This is a genomic window from Sulfurirhabdus autotrophica (assembly GCF_004346685.1).
Classification (GTDB): Bacteria; Pseudomonadota; Gammaproteobacteria; order Burkholderiales; family SMCO01; genus Sulfurirhabdus; species Sulfurirhabdus autotrophica.
The window spans coordinates 509,840-533,781 of record NZ_SMCO01000001.1; the positions used below are offsets into that span (position 1 = coordinate 509,840).

Below are 23,942 nucleotides of genomic sequence, written 5' to 3' on the forward strand. Positions count from 1 at the left end.
AAATCTTCATTCTCACCCCCCTCCGCAAAAACAAAATATCAATGCATCACTGATATCGCTAACTATTCGTTAGATACTTCGACCGATTACTTCCGCGATCCCCTTCAGCTCACCCATCAAAGATTTCAGCTCACCTGGATTCAACGCCTGATCTGCGTCACACCATGCTTCGCATGGATTCGGATGCATTTCCACCAGCAAACCATCCGCGCCTGCTGCAATCGCCGCGCGGGAAAGTGATGCAACCATCCAGGCTTTTCCACCTGCATGTGAAGGATCAACAATCACAGGAAGATGGGTTTCCTTTTTCAAAACAGGAATCGCCGTGACATCCAGCACATTGCGATAGTAAGTTTCAAAAGTACGAATACCACGTTCACAGAAAATAATATTGTGATTGCCACCAGCCGCAATATACTCAGCCGACATCAACCATTCCGAAATAGTAGCAGACATGCCGCGCTTTAAAATTACTGGTTTGTTGATTTTTCCGACTTCTTTCAGCAAATCAAAATTCTGCATATTACGTGTACCAATCTGAATCACGTCAACGTCGTATTCCAGAAAGGTATCCAGCATACGCACATCCATCAGTTCAGTGACGATTGGCAGCCCCTCTTTATCAGCTGCTTTCCGGAACAGGTCCAATCCTTCCACACCTTTACCCTGAAAAGTATAGGGACTGGTACGCGGCTTGAATGCACCACCACGCATCAGACGGCAATTAGCTTCTTTTACAAACTTAGCGGCTTCTTCCATCTGCTGCTCAGTCTCAACCGAGCATGGGCCCGCAATAATCTGAATCTGATTACCACCAAGGGGAACACCCTTGATGTCAATAATGGAATTTTCTTTGTGCCATTCCCGCGCAACAATCTTGTAAGGTTTGACGATGTGCATGGACTGTTCTACACCAGGCAAAGCCTCGAATAGCTCCTGATCAAGCTTGCGTTCATCTCCAATCGCACCAATTACAGTACGTTCAGTCCCCTTGGAAATATTGGCATCAAGACCAAACTCCTTAATTTTGCGAACTACTGCATCAAGCTGTTGTTCCGTGGCGTCTTTGTTCATTACAATAATCATATTTGCTCCTGCATCCCTGCTTCCAGGGCCTGTAAAAATCTTGTATTTTCAGCCTCTAAACCGATGCTGACTCTTAAATATTCCGGCATGCCGTAGTTAGCAACGGGTCGCACGATGACCCCTTGTTTGAGCAAACTTTGATACATGCCCATAGCGTTACCAATACGGAAGCTCACAAAATTACCAAACGAGGGAATAAAGCTGATCTCCAACCTGTTAAAGGCTTGCGTTACCTGCTCCATCCCTTTGCGATTCACTTCTATACATTGCTCTAAAAAGGGTACATCTTGCAAAGCGGCAAGTGCTGCAACCTGTGCCAGGCTATTGACGTTGAAAGGCTGGCGCACACGATTCAACATTGCGGCCACATCAGGATGCGCCATTGCAAATCCGATACGCAGCCCTGCCAAACCGTAAGCTTTCGAGAACGTCCGCATCACCACCAGATTGGGAAATTTACTTAACCAGTTCACGCTATCAGGCTTCAAATTTTCAGGCAAAAACTCGTAATAGGCTTCATCCAGTACAACCAGCACGCTGCTTGGCACTTGTTCGAGAAAAGACGCTAATGCGTTGCTGCTTAATATTGTACCAGTTGGATTATTTGGATTTGCAATGAATATAACTCGCGTATCCTGTGCAATTGCCGCTAGCATAGCTTGTGGGTCATGCCCGAAATCTTTAGCCGGCACCTCAATACCTTTAGCCCCTACAGCTTGCGTTACTAAAGGGTACACTGCAAAAGCATGTTGCGAATATACAGCTGATGTGCCGGGTGACATAAAAGCGCGGGCGGCAAATTCCAGCACGTCGTTTGAGCCATTACCGAGCACAATCTGGTCTTGCGCGACACCATATTTTGCTGCCAAAGCAGATTTTAGATCATATCCATTTCCATCCGGATAGCGGGCGATATCCATCAGTGCATTTTCAATTGCTGCAAGCACACGCGGACTAGCCCCCATGGGGTTTTCATTTGAAGCAAGTTTCACTATATGTTCTTCAGCCATCCCCATTTCGCGGGCCAACTCGGAAATAGGCTTTCCGGGTTGGTATGGCGCAATGGCACTGACATAAGAAGGCGCTAAATCACACAGGTTCATAATAAAATATAAAGTTACGCGGATTCAAAAAACAGGAAATGTTAAAAGACTACAAAACTGCGATTGGATAAGATCCCATTACTTTCAGAAAAGCGGCCTTGCTCTCCAGTTCCTGAAGCGCTTTAGCCACATTTTCATCCAATTGATGTCCTTCAACATCCACAAAAAACACATATTCCCACATTCCCATGCGTGAAGGCCTGGACTCCAGCTTGGTCATGCTTACCTGATATTTGGCTAGGGGTGACAACAATTCCACTATTGTACCCGGCTTGTTCTTGGCTGACATCGCCAGAGATGTTTTATCTTTGCCTGAAGGCGCAGCATCGTGCTGAGCAATCACTAAAAAACGGGTGGTATTATTAGGTTCATCTTCAATATTCTGAGCGAGCTTTTGCAATTGGTACAATTCAGCTGCCATTTCACCCGCAACAGCTGCACTGGACTCATCTTCCGAAGCCAATCTAGCCGCTTCAGCGTTACTGGATACGGGAATACGTGGAATATCCGGTAAGTTTTTGTTCAACCATTCGTGACACTGACCAAGAGATTGCGCGTGAGAGTACACCCTGCGAATATCCTGCAACCCTTCTTTTTTTCGCATCAAAAACTGGTGTACGCGCAGATCCACTTCTCCGCAAATTTTAAGCGGACTCGCCAGTAACAGATCTAACGTGCGACTTACTGTACCTTCTGTTGAGTTCTCTACTGGTACAACACCATAATCCACGATATTTGCTTCTACTTTACGAAACACTTCATCGATGGAACTACATGCTTCTGTATGTGCTGCGTGGCCAAAATGTTTGATAGCCGCTGCTTGTGTAAAAGTGCCTGCGGGGCCAAGAAAAGCTACAGATAAAGGTTTTTCCAAAGCCAGGCAAGCGGACATGACTTCCCGAAACAATCGCGCAACGGTTTCACCAGACATCGGCCCGGGATTGTTATCTTTTACACGGCGCAAAACCTGCGCTTCACGTTCTGGCCTGTACACCACGCCATTTTTTAATACACCTATTGCTTTGGCATGCTCGGCACGTTCATTGATGAGTTTGAGTAACTCGTCATCGAGTGCATCTATTCTGGTACGGTGTTGTTGAAGCTTGTCTGACATTTAGTTCTACTGACTTATTTATCGGTTGGCAAAGCTCTGACATTCAAAACGCCAGGTATTGAAGCTATCTGATCGATCACACTTTGTGGCACATCACTATCGACATCCAGCAAGGTGTATGCCATTTCGCCCTTGGATTTATTGACCATATTATGAATATTCAAGCCGGCATTTGCCATTGCAGTAGAAATCTGACCTACCATATTGGGTACATTAGAATTTGCAATTGCAATACGAAAAGGCGACTCACGGGGCATTTCCACATTAGGGAAATTTACCGAGTTCAGAATATTGCCATTTTCCAGATAATCACTAACTTGTTCTGCTACCATAATGGCACAATTTTCTTCCGCTTCTTGAGTGGACGCACCCAGATGCGGTAACGCTACTACGCCCGCCTGGCCCTTAAGCGCATTACTCGGGAAATCACAAACATAGGCATGCATCTGCTTGGCGGCAATCCCGGCCACCACTGCAGCATCATCCACGATCCCTTCACGGGAAAAATTGAGCAATACAGCACTTGGACGCATCAGCTTGATACGTTCAGCGTTAATCATGTTTCTGGTTACTTCAAGTAAAGGCACATGCAGCGTAATAAAATCGCTGTTCTTAACAACCTCTTCAACGCTGGCCGCTTTCTTCACCTGCGATGACAAGCGCCATGCAGCTTCTACAGTGATGTCCGGATCGTAACCCAGCACATTCATGCCAAGTTTAATGGCCGCATCGGCCACCAACCCGCCAATGGCGCCCAAACCGATAATACCCAAAGTTCTATTAGGCAATTCAGTGCCGGCAAAATTCTTTTTACCGCTTTCAACCTGTTTATGCAGTGATTCATCATCACCTTCCAGTCCTTCCACAAACTTGAAAGCTGGCACAAGATTGCGCGCGGACATTAACATTCCCGCGATCACTAATTCCTTAACGGCGTTTGCGTTAGCTCCTGGCGCATTGAATACAGGTATCCCTCGCTCAGACATTTTTTTAACTGGTATATTATTGGTGCCCGCGCCTGCCCGACCAATTGCACGAACACTAGCAGGAATAGCCATTTCATGCATATTCTGCGAACGTACCAAAATCCCTTCAGGCTCTGCAATATCACTACCTACGGTATAGCTGATGGGCAGCCTTGACAGGCCTAATTTGGAAATGGCATTAAGCGTTTGAATCTTATAATTTTTAGCCATGAGACTTCTCAAAATCATTCATCAAAGCGACCAATGCTTTTACACCATCAATTGGCATTGCATTGTAGATAGAAGCACGCATACCCCCCACTGAGCGATGTCCCTTTAACTGCACTAAACCACGTGCTTTGGCTTCCTTCAAAAACGCTTCATCTAATGCAGCATCTTTCAGCGTAAAGGGAACGTTCATGCGCGAACGATTTTCCTTGGCTGTCGGGCAATGATAAAAATTACTTGCATCAAGACAATCGTAAAGAAGTTTGGCTTTTGCAACGTTGTTTGCTTCCATTTTGACCAAGCCACCATTGTGCTTCAACCATCTGAAAACAAGCCCTGCCATATAAATACCATAGGTTGGAGGGGTGTTATACATAGATTCATTCTCTGCATGGATTTTGTAATCCATCATGCTTGGAGTACCTGCAATGGTTTCCCCGATGAGGTCATCACGAACAATCACAATGGTCAAGCCTGCAGGGCCGATGTTTTTCTGAGCACCTGCGTAAATCAAACCAAATTTACTAACATCGATCACACGTGACAAAATATTGGAGGACATATCTGCCACCAAAGGCACACCACTTGTTTCAGGAATCCAGTTAAACTCCACACCACCAATGGTTTCATTCGGGGTGTAATGAACGTAGGCGGCATCTGAATCCAGCTTCCATTTGTCCTGAGTTGGCGCGTAGCTGAAGTTTGCATCTTCCGAACTGGCCACAACATTGACAGCGCCAAATTTTTTCGCTTCTTTGATCGCTTTCTTTGACCATTCACCCGTGTTTACGTAATCTGCACTCTTTTTCCCGCGCAACAGATTCATTGGCACCATGGCAAACTGTGTAGATGCACCGCCCTGCAAGAACAATACCTTGTAATTTGCAGGTATAGCCATGAGCTCACGTAAATCCGCTTCAGCCTGTGCCGCAATCCCCATAAACTCTTTACCACGATGACTCATTTCCATGACCGACATACCACAACCTTGCCAGTTCAACATCTCGTCGCGAGCTTGTTCCAGAACTTCCTGAGGCAGCACGGCAGGGCCGGCGCTAAAATTGTAAATGCGTTCCATCTTGCGTCATTGCTCCAATTTAAGAGATAAACAAAGGGAATTACGAGGTGTGCAGGCGTTTTAACCGCCTGCACACCTCAGTTTTTATTATTCCTCGCCTGCTACGTCATCAGAATCAGTCACCACATCATCAGCATCAATTTCACCGACATCAGCGTCTGTTGCTGCATCTTCAGAATCAGTTTCTACTACCCGTTGCAACCCAACCAGTTTCTCGCCTTTATCCAGATTGATCAAGGTAACGCCTTGAGTAGCGCGACCCATTTCACGAATTTCAGCTACACGGGTACGAATCAGAACGCCGCCTGTGGTGATCAACATGATTTCGTCTTCAGTATTTGCCAAGGTTGCGGCAACCACTTTACCATTACGCTCGGAAGTCTGAATCGCCATCATGCCTTGCGTACCGCGACCGTGACGGGTGTATTCAGTAATTGGTGTTCGCTTGCCAAAACCATTTTCCGTAGCAGTCAGAACAGACTGTTGTTCGTTTTCAGCGACCAGCAATGCGATAACCTTATGACCTGCCCCCAGACGCATACCTCGCACACCACGAGCACCACGACCAACGGCACGAACATCCTGTTCTTCAAAACGCACAGCTTTGCCGCCGTTAGAGAACATCATCACATCGTGACTACCATCGGTAATTGCCACACCCACCAGATAGTCTCCTTCATCCAGATTCACGGCAATAATACCGTTAGAACGCGGACGGGAATACTCTGAAAGCGGGGTCTTCTTGACAACACCATTGGCTGTCGCCATAAAGATAAAATGGTCATCATCAAACGCTTTAACCGGCAAGATAGCGTTAATTTTTTCGCCTTCCTCCAATTGCAGCATATTCACAATGGGTTTGCCACGACTGATACGACTACCCTGCGGTACTTCATAAACCTTAACCCAGTACACTTTGCCGCGATTCGAGAAGCTCAGTATGTAATCATGGGTATTAGCGATGAACAGGTTATCGATAAAATCATCTTCTTTGGTTGCAGTTGCCTGCTTACCACGTCCACCGCGTTTCTGCGCCTGGTAATCTGCAAGTGGTTGAGACTTGATATAACCGGTATGCGAAAGTGTCACCACCACATCTTCCGGTGTGATTAAATCTTCCAGTGAAAGGTCATGTGCAACGGCAATAATTTCACTACGGCGCTTATCACCAAACTGAAGTTTGATGGCGGTAAGTTCACCTACGATGATTTCAGTGATCCGTTCCGGTCTGGCCAGAATATCCAGCAAGTCGGTGATTTTTTCCATCACGTCTTTGTATTCCGCAACAATCTTGTCTTGTTCTAAACCCGTCAGACGTTGCAAACGCAATTCAAGAATCGCTTGCGCCTGGGTTTCAGACAATCTGTAACCATCTTTGTGATAACCAAATTCTGCTGGCAGTCCCAATGGGCGTGACGCATCGCTTTGAACACGCGATAACATATCTTCCACCAGCGTGGAACGCCAGACACGGGCAATCAATTGCTGCTTGGCTACCGCGGGAGACTCAGCCGCTTTAATCAACGCGATAACATCATCAACGTTAGACAATGCCACAGCCAGACCTTCCAGAATATGCCCTCGATCACGCGCTTTGCGTAATTCAAATACGGTACGACGAGTGACCACTTCACGGCGATGGCGCAAGAACGCTTCCAGCATCTGCTTCAAATTCAGCAGGCGCGGCAGATTATCTACCAGCGCAACCATATTCATGCCGAAGGTTTCCTGCATCTGGGTCTGCTTGTACAGATTATTGAGCACAACTTCAGGCATTTCGCCCCGCTTCAGCTCAATCACCATGCGCATACCGGACTTATCGGACTCATCGCGAAGGTCAGAAATCCCTTCGATCTTCTTCTCGCGAACCAATTCACTAATTTTGATTAATAAATTAGCCTTGTTAACCTGATAAGGCAGCTCATCAACAATAATGGCCTGCTTGCCACCCACCTTATCTACATCTTCAAAGTGCACTTTGGCGCGCATCAGAACACGCCCGCGACCGGTTCTGTAACCTTCTTTCACCCCGACGGTACCGTATATGATCCCTGCCGTAGGAAAATCGGGTGCAGGTACGATATCGATCAAGTCTTCTATACTGATATCCGGCGTTTCCAGCAAAGCCAGACAGGCATCCACAATTTCATTCAGATTGTGGGGCGGGATATTGGTCGCCATACCCACAGCAATACCGGAAGAACCATTTATCAGCAAGTTAGGTATTTTTGCTGGCAAAACCAGTGGCTCATGTTCTGAACCATCATAGTTTGCGCCAAAATCTACTGTTTCTTTTTCGAGATCAGCCAGCAGTTCATGGGCAATCCGCGCCATACGGATTTCGGTATAACGCATCGCAGCCGCGTTATCGCCGTCAACCGAACCGAAGTTACCCTGACCATCAACAAGAGGGTATCGCAAGCTGAAATCCTGAGCCATACGAACGATCGTGTCATAGACAGCTGTATCACCGTGAGGATGGTACTTACCGATTACGTCACCAACAATACGTGCTGATTTTTTGTAAGCCTTGTTCCAGTCGTTAGATAACTCGTGCATGGCAAAGAGCACTCGACGGTGAACAGGTTTAAGACCGTCACGCACATCTGGGAGTGCGCGACCGACAATTACGCTCATTGCGTAATCCAGATACGAACGGCGCATTTCCTCTTCAAGGCTGATGGGGAGCGTTTCTCTAGCGAATTGTTCCATATATAATGTTTTTTATTGAATATTAAACGTGCAGTAAAGCGCATGATTCTAGCATGCCCAAAGAATCTCAGCCACACCTGACATTATCCTGATGACTGTATTATTTCTACAACAAAATATTGCGATGGTATTAGCAGTAACTGATTTTAGTTGAAATATTAGGCTTTATTGTCTACTATGAGGCATTGAGAAAGAAATTGCTCACTCACTTTATACGATTTCGAAGTCTTAACAAAAAAGGGAAAACAACATGAAAGCTTCTCGACTAATTCTCAGCATGTTTGCTTTGGCAGCTTTGTCCGTAGCTAACGTTGCTTCCGCTCACGAAGTAGCTAACACTGGCTACCTGATTGACTCACAAGGTAAAGTTGTAAAGAACAACTTTGGCGAGTGCTGGAAAACCGGTTACTGGACACCAGCCATGGCTACTGCTGAATGCGATTCCAGCCTTGTAAAGAAAGAAGAAACCAAGAAAGATGAGCCAATGGCAGCTGCAGCTCCTGCTGAAGCCGGTCCAAGCAAGCCAGCTTTCGCTGCAATTACATTGCAAGCTGAAACTCTGTTCGACTTCGACAAAGCTGTATTGCGCGCTGATGGCAAGAAGACTCTGGACACTGAAGTTGTAGAAAAAATGAAAGCTAATCCACAAGTTGAAGTTGTGTTGGTTACTGGTCATGCTGATCGTATTGGTTCAGATTCTTACAACCAGAAGCTTTCACAGCGTCGTGCCGATGCAGCTAAAGCCTACCTGGTAAGCCAGGGAATTGACTCCAAGCGCATTGAAACAGCGTCTAAAGGTGAATCCGAGCCAGTTGTTGCTTGTAACGACATCAAGGGCAAGGTAAGCGGCAAGAACAAGAAATTGGTTGAGTGCCTGCAACCTAACCGCCGTGTAGTGGTTGAAGTTAAGGTTCAAGCTCAGAAATAATAGTAAGCTTATAAAAAGCCCCGCAATTTGCGGGGCTTTTTTTCGTCCAGAGATTTGTCAAATGACTATAGCAAGTGAGTTCACAGTAGATACGCTGATTGATGCGCGCTGGATCATACCGGTCGAACCAACGCATCAAACATTGCTACACCATAGCATTGCCATTTCAAACGGTAAAATCACTGCTATTCTCCCCACATCTGAAGCACATACAAAATTTACTGCAAAGCAACATTTTCAACTGAAGGACCATGCGCTCATACCCGGTCTGATTAACCTTCATACACATGCAGCCATGTCTCTGCTTCGCGGTTTGGCCGATGATCTTCCTTTGATGAATTGGTTAAAAGACCACATCTGGCCTGCTGAATCCCGTCATGCATCTCCTGAGTTTGTTAAAGACGGCACGTTACTGGCTTGCGCAGAAATGATCCAGGGGGGTATAACCACCTTCAATGATATGTACTTTTTTCCCGAAGCTGCCGCAGAAGCTGCACTCGCATCAAAAATGCGTGCAGCACTGGGGCTTATCACTATTGATTTTCCCACTGCCTATGCCAGTGATGCCGATGATTATTTAAGCAAAGGCCTCGCCATGCGCGACCGGTATAATGGCGAAAACCTGCTTAGCTTTTGTATGGCGCCGCATGCGCCTTATACGGTGGGTGATGAAACACTAGCAAAAGTTCTGACTTATGCAGAACAGCTTGAGCTGCCTATTCATATCCACCTGCATGAAACACTCAACGAGATCGAGCAAAGTCTGACTCAATATCACCAAAGACCCATTCAACGACTTCATAATCTAGGCTTGCTGACACCCAGTCTGCTGGCAGTACATGCCGTTCACCTTACACCGCAGGAAATAACTTTACTCGCAAAACAAGGTTGTCATGTTGCCCACTGCCCTACCTCTAATCTCAAACTGGCTAGTGGCATTGCACCTGTTGATACCATGTTAGCAAAAGGTATTAACATTGGGCTGGGTACAGATGGCGCCGCAAGCAACAACCGTCTGGATATGTTTGCCGAAATGCGACTTGCAGCTTTGCTTGCTAAAGGGTCAAGCGGCAAAGCTGAAATTTTGCCCGCCTATCAGGCATTGGAAATGGCGACATTAAATGCCGCAAAAGCATTGGGCATAGATGCACTTACCGGTTCATTAAAACCCGGCAAAGCGGCCGATATCACCGCAGTGAATCTTTCCGCATTGAGTACTTCACCTTGTTATGACGCGGCCTCACATCTGATTTATGCTTCTGGTAGAGAGCATGTTAGTCATGTTTGGGTAAATGGAGATAATTTGCTGAATGAAGGCAAACTGGTCACACTGGATAGTCAGGAATTAAAAGCGAAGGCCAACTATTGGCAAGGGCGCATCAAGCAATAGTACCGAAATACCCTAGCATAGCGATTTCACTAGTTAACCCAGCACCATGAATGTTCAATATTTGCAAATCGGTACAGCTTCCACGGCCCGAGCAATTATGGTTAAATAGTCAAATGAACGTAGACGAACTAGAAATTGAAAAATTCAGCGCCTTGGCTCACCACTGGTGGGACCCCAACAGCGAATTCAAACCTCTGCATGAAATCAATCCATTACGTCTTGATTACATAGACAATATCGCTAGCATCACCGGTAAAAAAGTACTCGATGTTGGCTGTGGCGGCGGTATTTTATCTGAAAGCATGGCTATACGCGGGGCAGATGTTACCGGCATTGATATGGCTGAAAAAGCACTTAAAGTGGCCAAGCTTCATTTACTGGAAACCGGCAACAAGGTTGATTACCGCAAAATTCCGGTTGAAGAACTGGCCAAAGAAATGCCACAACAATTTGATGTGGTTACCTGCATGGAAATGCTGGAACACGTACCCGAACCAGCCAGTATTATTCAGGCGTGTTACGAGTTGGTTAAACCAGGTGGCTATGTGTTTTTTTCTACTATCAACCGCAACCCGAAATCTTATCTTTTCGCCATCATCGGCGCTGAATACGTGTTAAATATGTTGCCTCGCGGCACCCATGATTACGCCAAATTTATCAAACCGTCTGAGCTATCCCGCTTCGCACGCGGTGCTGGCCTGACCGTTCAGGAAGTCATAGGCATGAGCTATAACCCGCTCACCAAGATTTACTCATTGGGACAAGATATCGACGTAAATTATATCGTCTGCAGCAAGCGTGATGCCTGAAAAAACACGCGCGGTTTTATTTGATCTGGATGGCACACTGGCTGATACTGCACCAGACCTTGGCTATGCATTGAACGAGCAACGTCGTTTGCACGGGTTACCACCCCTGACCCTTGAAGAAATCCGGCCACAGGCTTCCCATGGTGCTCGCGGCTTGTTGCACCTGGGATTCAACATTACACCCCAAGACGAAACTTTCGCAGCCATGCGGGACGAGTATCTGAAACTTTACGAAACCCATATCTGCCTGCATACGCGGCTTTTTCCTGGCATGCTTGAACTACTTGAAAATCTTGAAAATCGTGGAATTCACTGGGGGGTTGTTACCAACAAGCCTGCACGGTTTACCTTACCTCTAATGGAACAACTTGGTCTTGCACAACGCGCAGGTTGCATAATCAGCGGCGATACCACAGCACATTCCAAACCTCATCCTGAGCCTATGTTTGCTGCTGCTAGCGAAATAGGCGCCGCGCCTGAATCATGCCTCTATCTTGGCGATGCAGAACGTGATGTTGAAGCTGCCATAGCTGCAGGCATGAGGGCGCTTATTGCCAACTATGGTTACCTGAGTGCTGATGACCAACCTGACAATTGGGGGGCTCATGGTCGAATTGATAGCCCGCAGGACATTATCAGTTTTCTTGCCTGATATCTGAATTCTTATAAATCGCTTATTGAGTGGACGCAAGCTCACTTTATTCATCTTGCAATAACAATTGCTCCCACCCTCTCTCCAGCCCTGCCCTTTGTAGTCTTACGCGCAGGAATTCATTTTTTCTATATAAAACCTGAATACATTATCTATAATCATTTGAGTTCTGCTTGCAGATATTGCAAGATACATAACGAAAAACAAACTAACGCTTATCTCTTCCCTGCCAGGAGGCTTCATCTATGATTTCGCTCACCGTCAACGGCAAGAAACATTCCGTAGATGCCGCACCAGACACGCCATTGTTATGGGTGCTGCGCGATACCCTTCAACTCACCGGTACTAAATACGGCTGCGGCATTGCTGCTTGTGGTGCTTGCACGGTTCATATGAATGGCGCACCCATTCGCGCCTGCATGACCCCGCTTTCCGCAGCGGCTGGACAAAAAATTTCGACGATTGAAGGGTTGAATTCAAAAGTTGGCCTGGCTGTGCAAACAGCATGGGAAAAGCTGGAGGTGGTTCAGTGCGGGTTTTGCCAGTCAGGTCAGATCATGTCGGCCGTTGCATTGCTCACCACCAATAAAAAGCCGAATGACAGTGATATCGACACCGCAATGGCAGGCAATCTGTGCCGCTGCGCCACTTATCAACGCATCCGCGAAGCCATCAAGGAAGCGGCCAAGAAACTAGCCTGAGGAGACGGAAATGAGCGAAATAAAGATCGTTAACGAAAGCCGTCGCCGCTTTCTGCAAACTGGATTAGGGCTGACACTCGCTATTTATCTGCCTGTGGGACGTGCCGCAACCGCAGCAGCTACTGTAGAAGCTGGGCCAGGTAAAGCAGGCAGTGTCATGGCAGAAGCAACATTGCCGTTTGAGCCGAATGCCTTTGTACGTATTGGTGATGACAACCTTGTTACTGTGGTTGTGAAACATCTGGAAATGGGGCAAGGCACTTATACCGGCCTGCCCACACTGGTGGCAGATGAACTGGATGCAGACTGGTCGCAAATCCGTGTTGAAGGTGCACCAGCAGATGCCAAACGCTATAACAATTTGCTGTGGGGCCCCACGCAAGGCACCGGCGGCAGCACAGCTATCGCCAACTCTTTTGAACAAATGCGCAAAGCTGGTGCAACAGCAAGAACTATGCTGGTTGCCGCTGCAGCAGAAGAATGGCAAGTACCGGCTGCAGAAATCAAGGTAAAGAAAGGTGTTATCAGCCACGAAGCATCCAACCATAAAGCCACTTTTGGGGAACTTGCCGCCAAAGCTGCTGCCCAACCAGTGCCCGAGTGGGCCGATGTCAAACTCAAAAACCCGAAGGATTTTGTTTATATCGGCAAGTCTGTGGCACGAAAAGACAGCAAAGCCAAAATTAATGGCAGCGCCATTTTTACGCAGGATATCAATCTTCCCGGCATGCTCACGGCCGTAGTTGCCCACGCTCCACGTTTTGGTGCCAAGGTAAAGTCATTTGATGCTACTCGCGCAAAATCTGTAGCCGGGGTGGTGGATGTGGTGCAGATTCCGACTGGTGTTGCGGTGCTGGCCAAAGATTTCTGGAGTGCAAAAAAAGGCCGGGATTTGCTATCAGTAACATGGGATGAATCCCAGGCGTTTAAACAAAGCAGCGATGAAATATTGGAACGTTACCGGAATATTGCCCGTTCACCTGGCGCAGTGGCACGCAAGGCAGGCGATGTAGAAAAACAGATGGGGCGTGCGGCAAAGCGCCTTGATGCAGCATTTGAAATGCCTTATCTCGCCCATGCAGCCATGGAACCCCTGAACTGCGTGATAAAACTTGGCAAAGATAGCTGCGAAGTTTGGAACGGAGAGCAATCGCAAACCGGCGACCAGAATGCCATTGCCAAAGCACTGGGACTAAAGCCGGAACAAGTAACCATAAACATGCTTTACGCCGGGGGCAGCTTTGGCCGCCGTGCTAATCCGGCTTCTGATTATGTTTTAGAGGCTACCCACATCGCTAAGGCGATTGGCGGCAAGGCCCCTGTAAAAATGATCTGGACGCGTGAAGATGACATGCGTGCTGGCTGGTATCGCCCAATGTTTTATCATTCATTGCGCGCGGGGCTGGATGAAAATGGCAAGCTCATTGCATGGCAGCACCGGATAGTCGGCCAATCCATCATCGCTGGCACAGCATTCGAAAGCGGCATGATCAAAGATGGTGTGGATGTCACTTCGGTAGAGGGTGCAGCCAACCTCCCCTACGCTATCCCCAATTTTCAGGTTGAACTGCATTCACCCAAACTGCCTGTGCCTGTGCAATGGTGGCGCTCTGTGGGTTCCACACACACCGCATTTGCCACAGAAATATTTATCGATGAAGTAGCCCACGCTGCAGGTAAAGACAGTTACCATTTCCGCCGTGATCTGTTAAAAGATCACCCACGACATCTGGGCGTGCTGGATTTGGCAGTAAAAAAAGCCGGATGGGACAAACCTCTGGTAAGCAAGCCAGGAGTACGTCGTGGTCGGGGGATTGCCGTACATGAATCCTTTAACACCTTTGTTGCAGAAGTAGCAGAAGTTACCGTTAAACCGGATGGCAGCTTCATGGTAGATAAAGTGGTATGTGCGATTGATTGCGGCGTAGCTATCAACCCCAGCATTATTCGTGCCCAGATGGAAGGCGGCATCGGCTTCGGTCTGACAGCAGCGCTATATGGATCCATCACGCTCAAAGACGGACAAGTAGAGCAATCCAACTATCATGACTACCCGCTCCTGCGCATGCACGAAATGCCGAAAGTAGAAGTTCACATCGTGACATCTGAAGCGGCACCTTCCGGCGTAGGTGAACCCGGTGTGCCGCCTATTGCGCCTGCGGTAGCCAATGCCTTGTTCGCTGCAACCGGCAAACGCCTGCGCAAGCTCCCGTTCAACACTGGGGAACTGCGGAGCACATAATGGACAGCCTGGATCTGGAAGTACTCCAAAAGCTCCAGCAATGGCAACAGGCAGGCCATAGCGCAACACTGGCAACCGTTGTCAAAACATGGGGGTCTTCGCCACGTCCAATAGGCTCTTTATTAGCCATACGTGGCGACGGACAATTGGCCGGTTCGGTTTCTGGAGGTTGTATAGAAGCAGATTTGCTTGAACGCATCCACACCGAAATGCCTGCACGTCCAGAAATGCTGGTTTACGGCGGCACTGCAGAAGATTGCCACCGTTTCAGCCTGCCTTGTGGCGGTACCCTGCACATCCTGCTAGAACCAGCACCGCCTGCACCGCTTCTGCAAACCATTCTGGAAGCGATTACTCAGCGTAAACCCATCGGGCGAAGGCTGCACATCCAGACTAGTGAAAGCGCCCTTTACACCCCCCAGGCAGATGAAACCACCATCTTTGACGGACAAACACTCAGCACCGTCCACAGCCCACGCTGGCGGCTATTGCTGATAGGTGCGGGGCAAATATCCCGCTATCTGGCACAGATTGCCCAAACGCTGGATTATCAAATACAGATATGCGATCCGCGAGAGGAATACCGGGCAAGTTGGGATGTAGCTAACGCAGAACTATTATCCGGCATGCCGGATGACATCGTAAAAGCATTTAATCCCGATACCCAAAGCGCCGTATTAGCTCTCACCCATGACCTTAAACTGGATGATCTGGCGCTGCTGGAGGCGCTTAAATCTCCCGCTTTCTACATTGGTGCACTGGGTTCCCGCGCTAACAACATGAAACGGCGCGAAAGATTACGCCTGTTCGATCTATCAGAAACAGAAATCAGCCGCCTGCATGGTCCGGTAGGTTTACCCATAGGCAGCCGCACCCCACCAGAAATCGCCATATCCATACTGGCTGAACTCACCGCCATCCGTCACGGCATAGAACTGCACATCACCTCAACCCCGCCCATCAAAACGCAAATACAACCACTCTGCACGGCTACATGATTACCGGCATTCTTTTAGCAGCGGGCACAGGCAGCCGTTTTGGCAGCAACAAATTGTTACACCCCCTCCCCGATGGCACACCGATTGCCATTGCAGCCGCGCGCACGCTTCTAAAAAGCGTAGAACATGGGGTAGCGGTATTACCAGACACCAACCCACAACTTGCAGACTTGCTCCACGCAGAAGGCATGGAAATTATTTACTGCCCTGAAGCAGCACAAGGAATGGGCAAAAGCCTCGCCTGCGGGGTAGCAGCATCACAAAACTCATCAGGCTGGATCATTGCTTTGGCAGACATGCCTTATATACAGACTGGAACTGTCACCAGCGTAGCCAAATCTCTCAGAACCGGTGTATCCATTGTAGCGCCAAGTTACCAAGGAAAACGCGGCCACCCTGTAGGCTTTGGTCGTGAATTCTATAGCGACCTTGTGCAACTGAATGGCGACCAAGGCGCGCGCCAATTACTCAGCAAACACGCCTCTAGCCTGCAGCTGATCCCTTGTGAAGATGCCGGCATATTGGCCGACATAGACCAACCTTCCGATTTAGCCATACACTCAGCCACTTTTCCGGTATCACTCACATAACATCGATTAATCAAATTCCCCTCTAATCATGTATACTTAATCAAACTTAGCTTTAATGCGGGAACTTTTTACCCCAAGGTTAAGTCTGAGTTTGCATGGGGGCGACCAGGTTTCGACGTGGGTTGCAAAGCAACGTAGGGCATACCGAGGACCAGCTACCTCGTAAATACAACTGGAAAAAAAATAGTCGCAAACGACGAAAACTACTCCTTAGCCGCTTAATACCGGCTGAGCTCTGCACCGGAACTCTCATGGGCCGGGTCAGGCAACTGACTGCAGAGTCATCTACATGAGATCGCGCTGATTCGGGTTACTTGGATCAGGGCTAAATTTAGGTAACTCGCTTGAATCCAGCCTGTTCGATTGGCGTGATTCGGGTTAAAACCAAATAATCGGACTAAGTATGTAGAACTGCCTGTAGAGGGCTTGCGGACGGGGGTTCGATTCCCCCCGCCTCCACCATTTAAAGATTCAAAGAAGTCCAAGAAAGGCCATAATTCTTATTAAAAACAAGGGTTATGGCCTTTTTTGCATCCTATAGCGTCCAACCAGCACTATTGCAATCCAACGGTAAATGGCGGTATATTTGACGGTAATCACCTTACCGTCAACACGAGTTACCGTCATGCCACTTACCGACACAGCAATTCGCAATACCAAACCTACAGAAAAGCCCATCAAGCTAACGGATGGTGGCGGGTTATACCTGCTACTCAATCCAAATGGCTCCCGCTGGTGGCGGCTTGATTATCGTTATGGAGGAAAACGCAAAACCATTTCGATGGGGATTTATCCAGACGTAAGCCTAAAAGATGCACGTGAAAGGCGAGATGAGGCCCGCAAGTTATTAGCCTCGGATGTTGACCCTGGCGAAAATCGAAAAGCGGTTAAAGCAGCTAAGGTTGCTGGAAATACCAATAGTTTCGAGATTGTTACACGTGAGTGGTTTAGCAAGTACTCATCAACATGGAATGAGAGTCACGGCGACCGGATCATTAGACGATTCGAGCGTGATATTTTCCCCTGGATTGGTGGCAAACCCATTGCAGATATCACTGCTCCTGAGTTACTAGCAACAATTCGAAAAATTGAAAGTAGAGGGGCACTTGAAACTGCGCACCGTGCGTTAGGTAACTGTGGTCAAGTATTCCGCTATGCAATTGCAACTGGACGTGCTACTAGGGACTATTCCACCGATTTAAAAGGTGCCCTTCCACCTGTTAAAAGTGAGCATTTCGCGGCAATTACCGAACCCAAGCAAGTTGGCGAACTACTACGGGCAATGGATGGCTATACAGGCTCTCAGATTGTGCGACATGCCCTACTACTGGCTCCGTTAGTATTCGTTCGCCCTGGTGAGCTTCGCAAGGCAGAATGGGCAGATATAGACCTGGATGCAGCTGAGTGGCGTTTCATCGTAACTAAAACGAATACTCCTCATATTGTTCCCCTTTCGCGGCAAGCGATTGAAATACTCTCTGAAATGCAAGCCCTTACCGGTGACGGGCGCTATGTTTTCCCCGGTGCACGATCGCGTAACCGACCAATGAGCGACAACGCAATCCTTGCAGCTATGAGGCGCATGGGTATCGAGAAGGACGAAATGAGCGGGCACGGCTTCCGAGCAATGGCGAGAACGATTCTTGATGAAGTGCTAGGTTTCCGTCCAGACCACATAGAGCATCAATTAGCACATGCTGTACGAGATCCCAATGGACGCGCATATAACCGAACTGCCCACTTACCCGAACGCAGAAAAATGATGCAGGAATGGGCGGATTATTTGGATAAGCTAAAAACCGGTGCTGAAATTATCCCTATTAACAATAACGCTGCATAAAGGCAATATCATGAACGATAATGACTCTAACCTCGAACAAATTTTAAGAGGAACACTTCCTCTCCCGGTTTGGGATGAATGGAAGACTATAGAGCAAGCAAGACTATGGCAGGCCGTTTCTCTGGCGTGCAATATTGACCCAAGCCATTTCACTATTCAAAAGTTCCCGCAGCTGAACAGATTTTTTACTCGCCCCCCGCAGCATTTTGAAGATCTCCTTTTGATGGCCAAGAGTAATATTGGGAATAGCGGCATTCTTAAACTGATTTCCAAGAGCACCGAAGGAATTGAAGAGAGCGATGTTCGACTATCAAATTTTGTTACATGGCTAAAATCCATCAAACATCAAATTCCTATGGAATTTCCTTGGCAACAAGAGGCAATAACATTCAGCAATATGGATTGGCCTTGGGGTAGACACGAAACCGATTTACTGCGGAAATTAGCGGCTGCAGCTGATAAGTTTTGGACTCTCTACGACCCCAACGACCAGTCAACCGCCCCAAAAAAAAATCAGGTCGTCGCTTGGCTTGTATCGCAGGGAGTTTCCTCAAACATGGCCGAAGCTATGGCTACAATCCTTCGAGTTGACGGCTTACCAACTCGCACAAAAAAATAATACCTGCACCCATTCCATGCCAGCACTGACGTGGATTTTGCGGTCATAGCCAGCAGATTACCTCAACTAGTTGAATCTATTCCATAGCCCGTTTGAGGTATTAAATCCGTAACCATGTTCAACAACACCCAAAGGGGTACAAACATGGTTCAAACAATCCTAAGACTCCCTGCTGTTAAGGCAGAAACTGGCGCTTCGCGTTCAACAATCTATCTCCGCATCCAACAAGGGCTTTGGCCTAAACCTGTCAGACTTGGGCCTCGGTCCGTAGGCTGGCCCACCAGTGAGGTTGCCGCCATTAATGCAGCACGAATTTCTGGGTTACCTGATGATGAAATCCGCGCCTTGGTAATTAAGTTGGAAGCCACACGCAAAAACGCTTCCAAAGCGTTTCAAGGGGAATAACATGAAAAACACCAATACCGCACAAATCACTTCTCTCACATCACGACAAAATTTATCGCCCCTTTCTGCCACCTCGTGCAAGTATGGCAGCGGCAGATTTGAAATTTCTGAAACTGGCGTACATTATCTTTGTAAAGACAAAGAAGGCAATGAGCAACCTCCAAAATGGATTTGCTCACTACTTCATATAACCGCTATGACGCGGGATGAAAAAAACGGCGAATGGGGGCGGCTTTTGGAATGGCATGATGATGACGGCAAAAAACATCAATGGGCCATGCCTCTTGAAATGTTGGAAGGAGATGGCTCAGAAGTAAGACGTGAGCTTGCCAGATTAGGCATGCGCATAGCCCCTAATCAAATTGAACGCGGTTTGCTATTAGCTTACATAAAGGTATGGCCAGTAGAAGCTAGAGCACGTTGTGTAGAGAGACTTGGTTGGTATGGCAACATCTACGTTACACCATTTGGGCAAATTGGGGGCGATGGAGAAATTACCGTATTCCAGAATACTCAAGCTATTGAACCAGCTTTTTCTGAATCAGGAACTGCGGACGAATGGCGTAATTCAGTGGCAATTCTAGCTACTGGCAATTCTCGACTTGTTTTCGCCATCTCTACAGCCTTCGCAGGCCCGTTGGCTGACATTACGAGAGATGATTCAGGAGGTTTTCATTTTCGTGGCGCTTCGTCAACTGGAAAATCTACAGCCTTGAAGCTAGCGGCCTCTGTTTGGGGCAATCCTTCTACCTATGTGCGCCTATGGCGTAGCACGGTCAACGGGCTAGAAGGACTGGCAACACTCCACAATGACGGATTACTGATTCTGGATGAAATCAGTCAGATTGACCCAAGCGCAGCGGGTGATGCTGCTTATTTACTAGCGAATGGTCAAGGCAAGGCTCGGGCAACACGCAAAGGGATTGCGCGACCTCCTCAAAGATGGCGACTACTATTCCTTAGCGCGGGCGAAGAATCCCTATCTGCCATCATGGTACGCGCAGGAAAACAAACCAGCGCTGGGCAGGAAATCAGGCTTGCCGACATTGAAGCAGATGCAGGAGCAAGAATGGGTATATTTGAAGAGTTGCACAACCACGCAAATGCATCATCCTTAGCATCAGCAATCAAAGATGCGATAGCAAAATTTCATGGCACAATTGGATATGAATGGTTAAAAATTATGGCAGAAATTCGTGTTGAACTTGCAGACTACATAAACAACGCCATAAATAAATTTGTGGCAGAAATAATCCCGGCAGGAGCAGCTGGGCAAGTAGTACGAGTAGCCAGGCGATTTGCGCTGGTTGCCGCGGCAGGGGAACTTGCGACAAGTTATGGATTAACCGGCTGGCCAGAAGGTGAAGCTACCCAAGCAGCACGCAAATGCTTTGCCGCTTGGCTAGAGGCCTTTGGAGGTAGTGGCAACCGCGAAGAACGCATCATACTCGACCAGACACGTGCCTTTTTCGAGACGCATGGTGCAAGCAAATTTGAATACCTGAAAGCTACTGATGATCAGCGCATCCATAACCGCGCGGGTTTCTTCCGTTCCAATGAAAATGGCGATCACGAATATCTGGTTTTACCTGAAGCTTTTCGCCGGGAAATTTGCCAAGGCTATGATGTAAAGACGGTCAAGAACACTTTGAAAAAGGCAGGTATGTTGCTACCTGCAAAAGATGGCAAACCGACACAAAATATCAGATTGCCAGGATTGGGCTCACCAAGAGTTTATGTCATGCGGTACATAGGACAGGATAATGAGGCGTAGCTGCGCAAAACAAGGTAACAGCGGTAACATCCAAAGTGGGCGTAACTCGCAACGTTACCTGTAATGTTACCGGCTAGGCAATCCCGGTAACACGTCACAGCGCGATTATTGACTGCTACTGTTACGGTGCCGTATATATACATATATACATATATGTTACATAACATTATAGGCGTGTAACTATAGGTGACCCTATCTTTAAGGACGGTTGTCCAATAGACACTCTCCTATTGGGCACCTCCCTATTAGAGAGCAATCCCAAACATAACGTACCGTTATAGGCAGGTTACCATTGCGGCCCTATCTTAGGGACGGCACCAATAGCCACCACCCCATTGGACACCCCCTATGCTGCCATCCATATAGCACCAAAGCGGCATCGCAATAGCCCCCCTAATAGACCCCTCCCCATAGAACATAATCCGAAAGCGTAAGCCAATTCTATTACCGTCATTACCGGGCAAACCCTATGCCGGTAATGCTTTGCGGTAACGCGAAACACCGTATCAATCAAACCATTCCGGGCAGTCGCGCTGACTGTTACCGCTATTACCGATTAAAGCATAACTGCCATCGAATATTCCATATCGCATCGCATCCGCTACAGCTTCTTCCGATGAATTGGACAGCACGATATGCAAATTGTTTTCGACTCGCGCGTGTGCATGAAAGAATTTTCCCAAGGTGAGGAAATACTCCTCCCAGAGAGAATCGGGAATGCATGTTCTAAAGTCTCGGTTCGCGTCAGGATCTTCAGGCACCCTCATAAGATGATCTGATGAGTCGTGAAGGCGCCGCCAAACCTGTTAATGAGGCATAACGACGAGTAAGAACGCGGCTTTAAATTTAGTGGCATATTTAAGTAGGTGGTCGTAAATGATCTGATAGTTTAGTTAATAATGGGCTATTAGATAGTAGGTTGGCCGAGTTGTCATCGATTGTGTTTTCTGAGTCAGCGAAATTATTAAACTGCCCTTTGGATATTAAAGACAATTTGAAATAATCACAAAATTCTTGATATTGCTCTAGGATCGAGGCGAATAAATTGTCTTCGACGCAACTAAAGGTGTTAAATATAACCTTGCCAATAGCAAATGTGGTGCACTGAGAGTTAGCCTGCAATTCGCAGCCTTGAGAGTCGAATTTAATAGTTCTGTCACGTGAATCTGGAATGTGCAACGCTAAATGATTGAATACGCCTACCCACTTTTGACCACTATATCTGCCTAATGAAACAAGCCAATTGTTGGGCAGAGCGCCAGAGTTCATAAATTGATCTCGTTGATTCTGTGGAGTAACAATAGTTAATCTATCTTTGAATTCTGCAATCATCGTAAACATCGTTGCCCAACGTGAAAGCAAGTTCATTTCACCAGGTGTTAAAGATAAAAACTCCCCTGTGATTAATGGAATAAGAATTGGTTTAGTTTCTTCTTGTAGAAAAGCCATCCATTCATTGTTACAAGTGCTACAAACAATTCTCAGCTTTTGTGAATGAGGGTCTCCTGGGCGTAAAGTTTCTCGGATAGGATAATGTGGATATTCTTCGGCTGCTGCATCAAAGCGGGAGATGCTAGCCTGATGTATCCTTTCTGAAAAATTACGTGGAACATATCTTTTCAACCAGTCTGCCCATAGATGTTCTTTACTATTAGCTGGATCTCCACAAAAAATGCATCTTTTCTTTATTTGTCGCATAGTTATGTTTGAGAGTTCTAACTCAGAGTTCAGGGGTGCGCAGCACATAGGCGGAGCGTCCGTTGGAACGATTCGTTAGCACGCATTTATTGAACGCCCAACGGCTATCCGGTAAATTGGAGCTCCTAGATTAGAAAAGAGTTGGACGTCGCATAAAATATGCTGAATTCCAAGAATATCTTCTTTGAAGACACGGCAGCGATGAATCACGTTCCATGGAGTCATTTCCCCGATAACGCCAGTTCCACCTATGTACGTTGAGACAGGAACCGGTTTCCCGTAGATGACGTCAAGAAGTAGGGGTTGGTATGAACCATGACCAAGCTCTGCAGCAGCATAAGCATGCGCTATCTTAGCCAAGAGTGCATATAGTGCCAAGTAGTCTATCTTTGAATCATGTGCAAACGATCCGCTGCCGAGCAAAGATATACGCCTTTCATAATCTTGTTGAAATTTGATCGCTACAGCTCGCACGTGGGTCGTCTCGGATGCATCTTTACCACCCAAATAGGTGCATGGCTCAAGATCGACAGTAGTAAATCGATAGGGATGGTCTTTAACGGGAAGTGAAAATTGAATTTCTCCACTCTTGGATACTTCAGTAATTACGAGTGCCTCTGGTCGCCTCTTCTTTCTGCGAGTTGACAATTCAAGGTGAGTACGAATTTCAGAAAAGAAACCTCTTGAGCATCGGGCTTCAATCTTCGACGTTATGTCAGCACATGAAGCACAACTGGCATCCTGGATAACCCAGTTTCCACTCAAGGAATATGGGATGATGTGCTCGCGTGAGCGCGGCATTGCTGCATCACCGCAATAGATACACGCCCCTGGACTAGGAAAGGAGAGACCATTGCTGCTTCCTGTATATATCATTGCTTCATGTGAGCTAACAGTTATTAACCAGACCGGCCGATCAGTACTACTAAAATTGTCAGAACATGCCCGTTCTTGGTAGCTATTTGATTCATTGTGGTTGCCCTAAGACTGTCTATCCATATATGTCATAA

At 47.3% G+C, this 23,942-nt stretch carries 21 protein-coding genes and 1 other RNA gene; 13 read left to right on the plus strand and 9 right to left on the minus strand.

The window, feature by feature from the left end; genetic code table 11:
* Positions 1 to 69 precede the first annotated feature (69 nt).
* From aroF to gyrA, 6 genes are all read right to left on the minus strand, one after another.
* Positions 70 to 1,086 (minus strand): 3-deoxy-7-phosphoheptulonate synthase, encoded by a 1,017-nt coding sequence (gene aroF / locus EDC63_RS02500; protein WP_124947542.1) that lies wholly within the window; start codon positions 1,084 to 1,086, stop codon positions 70 to 72.
* The gene (hisC, locus tag EDC63_RS02505; protein WP_124947541.1) at positions 1,083 to 2,189 is read right to left on the minus strand and encodes a histidinol-phosphate transaminase; all 1,107 of its coding nucleotides are present in this window, start codon (positions 2,187 to 2,189) and stop codon (positions 1,083 to 1,085) included. Before hisC ends, aroF begins: the two co-directional genes overlap by 4 nt.
* Positions 2,190 to 2,238: 49 nt before the next feature.
* Positions 2,239 to 3,303: a prephenate dehydratase gene (gene pheA / locus EDC63_RS02510; protein ID WP_124947540.1), complete on the minus strand. Its 1,065-nt coding sequence runs from the start codon at positions 3,301 to 3,303 to the stop codon at positions 2,239 to 2,241.
* Positions 3,304 to 3,317: 14 nt separating this feature from the next.
* Complete coding sequence (locus EDC63_RS02515; RefSeq protein ID WP_124947539.1) at positions 3,318 to 4,499, minus strand: phosphoglycerate dehydrogenase; 1,182 nt, start codon at positions 4,497 to 4,499, stop codon at positions 3,318 to 3,320.
* Positions 4,492 to 5,574 (minus strand): 3-phosphoserine/phosphohydroxythreonine transaminase, encoded by a 1,083-nt coding sequence (gene serC / locus EDC63_RS02520; protein ID WP_124947538.1) that lies wholly within the window; start codon positions 5,572 to 5,574, stop codon positions 4,492 to 4,494. The genes EDC63_RS02515 and serC overlap by 8 nt, the downstream gene beginning before the upstream one ends.
* An 87-nt stretch (positions 5,575 to 5,661) precedes the next feature.
* Complete coding sequence (gyrA, locus tag EDC63_RS02525; RefSeq protein WP_124947537.1) at positions 5,662 to 8,286, minus strand: DNA gyrase subunit A; 2,625 nt, start codon at positions 8,284 to 8,286, stop codon at positions 5,662 to 5,664.
* A gap of 250 nt (positions 8,287 to 8,536) precedes the next feature.
* On the opposite strand from gyrA, the gene EDC63_RS02530 reads away from it, so the two are divergent.
* From EDC63_RS02530 to EDC63_RS02590, 13 genes are all read left to right on the plus strand, one after another.
* Positions 8,537 to 9,214, plus strand: coding sequence for an OmpA family protein (locus tag EDC63_RS02530; protein ID WP_124947536.1), 678 nt, complete (start codon positions 8,537 to 8,539; stop codon positions 9,212 to 9,214).
* A 61-nt stretch (positions 9,215 to 9,275) separates the two neighbouring features.
* Positions 9,276 to 10,604, plus strand: coding sequence for a TRZ/ATZ family hydrolase (locus EDC63_RS02535; RefSeq protein WP_124947535.1), 1,329 nt, complete (start codon positions 9,276 to 9,278; stop codon positions 10,602 to 10,604).
* Between the two features lie 113 nt (positions 10,605 to 10,717).
* Positions 10,718 to 11,413, plus strand: coding sequence for a bifunctional 2-polyprenyl-6-hydroxyphenol methylase/3-demethylubiquinol 3-O-methyltransferase UbiG (ubiG, locus tag EDC63_RS02540; protein WP_124947534.1), 696 nt, complete (start codon positions 10,718 to 10,720; stop codon positions 11,411 to 11,413).
* A complete protein-coding gene (locus EDC63_RS02545) occupies positions 11,406 to 12,065 on the plus strand; it encodes an HAD family hydrolase (RefSeq protein WP_124947533.1) in 660 nt (219 codons plus the stop codon). Before ubiG ends, EDC63_RS02545 begins: the two co-directional genes overlap by 8 nt.
* 245 nt (positions 12,066 to 12,310) lie before the next feature.
* Entirely contained in the window at positions 12,311 to 12,766 is a 456-nt protein-coding gene (locus tag EDC63_RS02550) for a (2Fe-2S)-binding protein (protein ID WP_132920874.1), read from the plus strand.
* 10 nt (positions 12,767 to 12,776) lie between these two features.
* A complete protein-coding gene (locus tag EDC63_RS02555) occupies positions 12,777 to 15,008 on the plus strand; it encodes a xanthine dehydrogenase family protein molybdopterin-binding subunit (protein WP_124947532.1) in 2,232 nt (743 codons plus the stop codon).
* Entirely contained in the window at positions 15,008 to 16,006 is a 999-nt protein-coding gene (locus tag EDC63_RS02560; RefSeq protein ID WP_124947531.1) for an XdhC family protein, read from the plus strand. The genes EDC63_RS02555 and EDC63_RS02560 overlap by 1 nt, the downstream gene beginning before the upstream one ends.
* Complete coding sequence (locus EDC63_RS02565; protein WP_124947530.1) at positions 16,003 to 16,596, plus strand: nucleotidyltransferase family protein; 594 nt, start codon at positions 16,003 to 16,005, stop codon at positions 16,594 to 16,596. Before EDC63_RS02560 ends, EDC63_RS02565 begins: the two co-directional genes overlap by 4 nt.
* Positions 16,597 to 16,693: 97 nt before the next feature.
* Positions 16,694 to 17,058, plus strand: a transfer-messenger RNA (tmRNA) gene (gene ssrA, locus EDC63_RS02570).
* Positions 17,059 to 17,221: 163 nt separating this feature from the next.
* Positions 17,222 to 18,436 carry a tyrosine-type recombinase/integrase gene (locus EDC63_RS02575; RefSeq protein WP_124947998.1) on the plus strand — a complete coding sequence of 405 codons (1,215 nt, stop codon included), beginning with the start codon at positions 17,222 to 17,224 and terminating at the stop codon, positions 18,434 to 18,436.
* Positions 18,437 to 18,446: 10 nt separating this feature from the next.
* Positions 18,447 to 19,055 carry a hypothetical protein gene (locus tag EDC63_RS18700; protein ID WP_223248410.1) on the plus strand — a complete coding sequence of 203 codons (609 nt, stop codon included), beginning with the start codon at positions 18,447 to 18,449 and terminating at the stop codon, positions 19,053 to 19,055.
* Between the two features lie 144 nt (positions 19,056 to 19,199).
* Positions 19,200 to 19,460 carry a helix-turn-helix transcriptional regulator gene (locus tag EDC63_RS02585; RefSeq protein WP_124947529.1) on the plus strand — a complete coding sequence of 87 codons (261 nt, stop codon included), beginning with the start codon at positions 19,200 to 19,202 and terminating at the stop codon, positions 19,458 to 19,460.
* Between the two features lies 1 nt (position 19,461).
* Positions 19,462 to 21,234 (plus strand): DUF927 domain-containing protein, encoded by a 1,773-nt coding sequence (locus EDC63_RS02590; RefSeq protein WP_124947528.1) that lies wholly within the window; start codon positions 19,462 to 19,464, stop codon positions 21,232 to 21,234.
* Positions 21,235 to 21,740: 506 nt separating this feature from the next.
* Here EDC63_RS02590 and EDC63_RS18490 read toward each other — a convergent pair.
* From EDC63_RS18490 to EDC63_RS02600, 3 genes are all read right to left on the minus strand, one after another.
* Positions 21,741 to 21,917, minus strand: coding sequence for a hypothetical protein (locus tag EDC63_RS18490; RefSeq protein WP_165922886.1), 177 nt, complete (start codon positions 21,915 to 21,917; stop codon positions 21,741 to 21,743).
* Between the two features lie 175 nt (positions 21,918 to 22,092).
* On the minus strand, positions 22,093 to 22,932 hold the full coding sequence (locus tag EDC63_RS02595) for a hypothetical protein (RefSeq protein WP_124947527.1): 840 nt from the start codon (positions 22,930 to 22,932) through the stop codon (positions 22,093 to 22,095).
* A gap of 75 nt (positions 22,933 to 23,007) precedes the next feature.
* Positions 23,008 to 23,733, minus strand: coding sequence for a hypothetical protein (locus tag EDC63_RS02600; protein WP_165922887.1), 726 nt, complete (start codon positions 23,731 to 23,733; stop codon positions 23,008 to 23,010).
* Positions 23,734 to 23,942 lie beyond the last annotated feature (209 nt).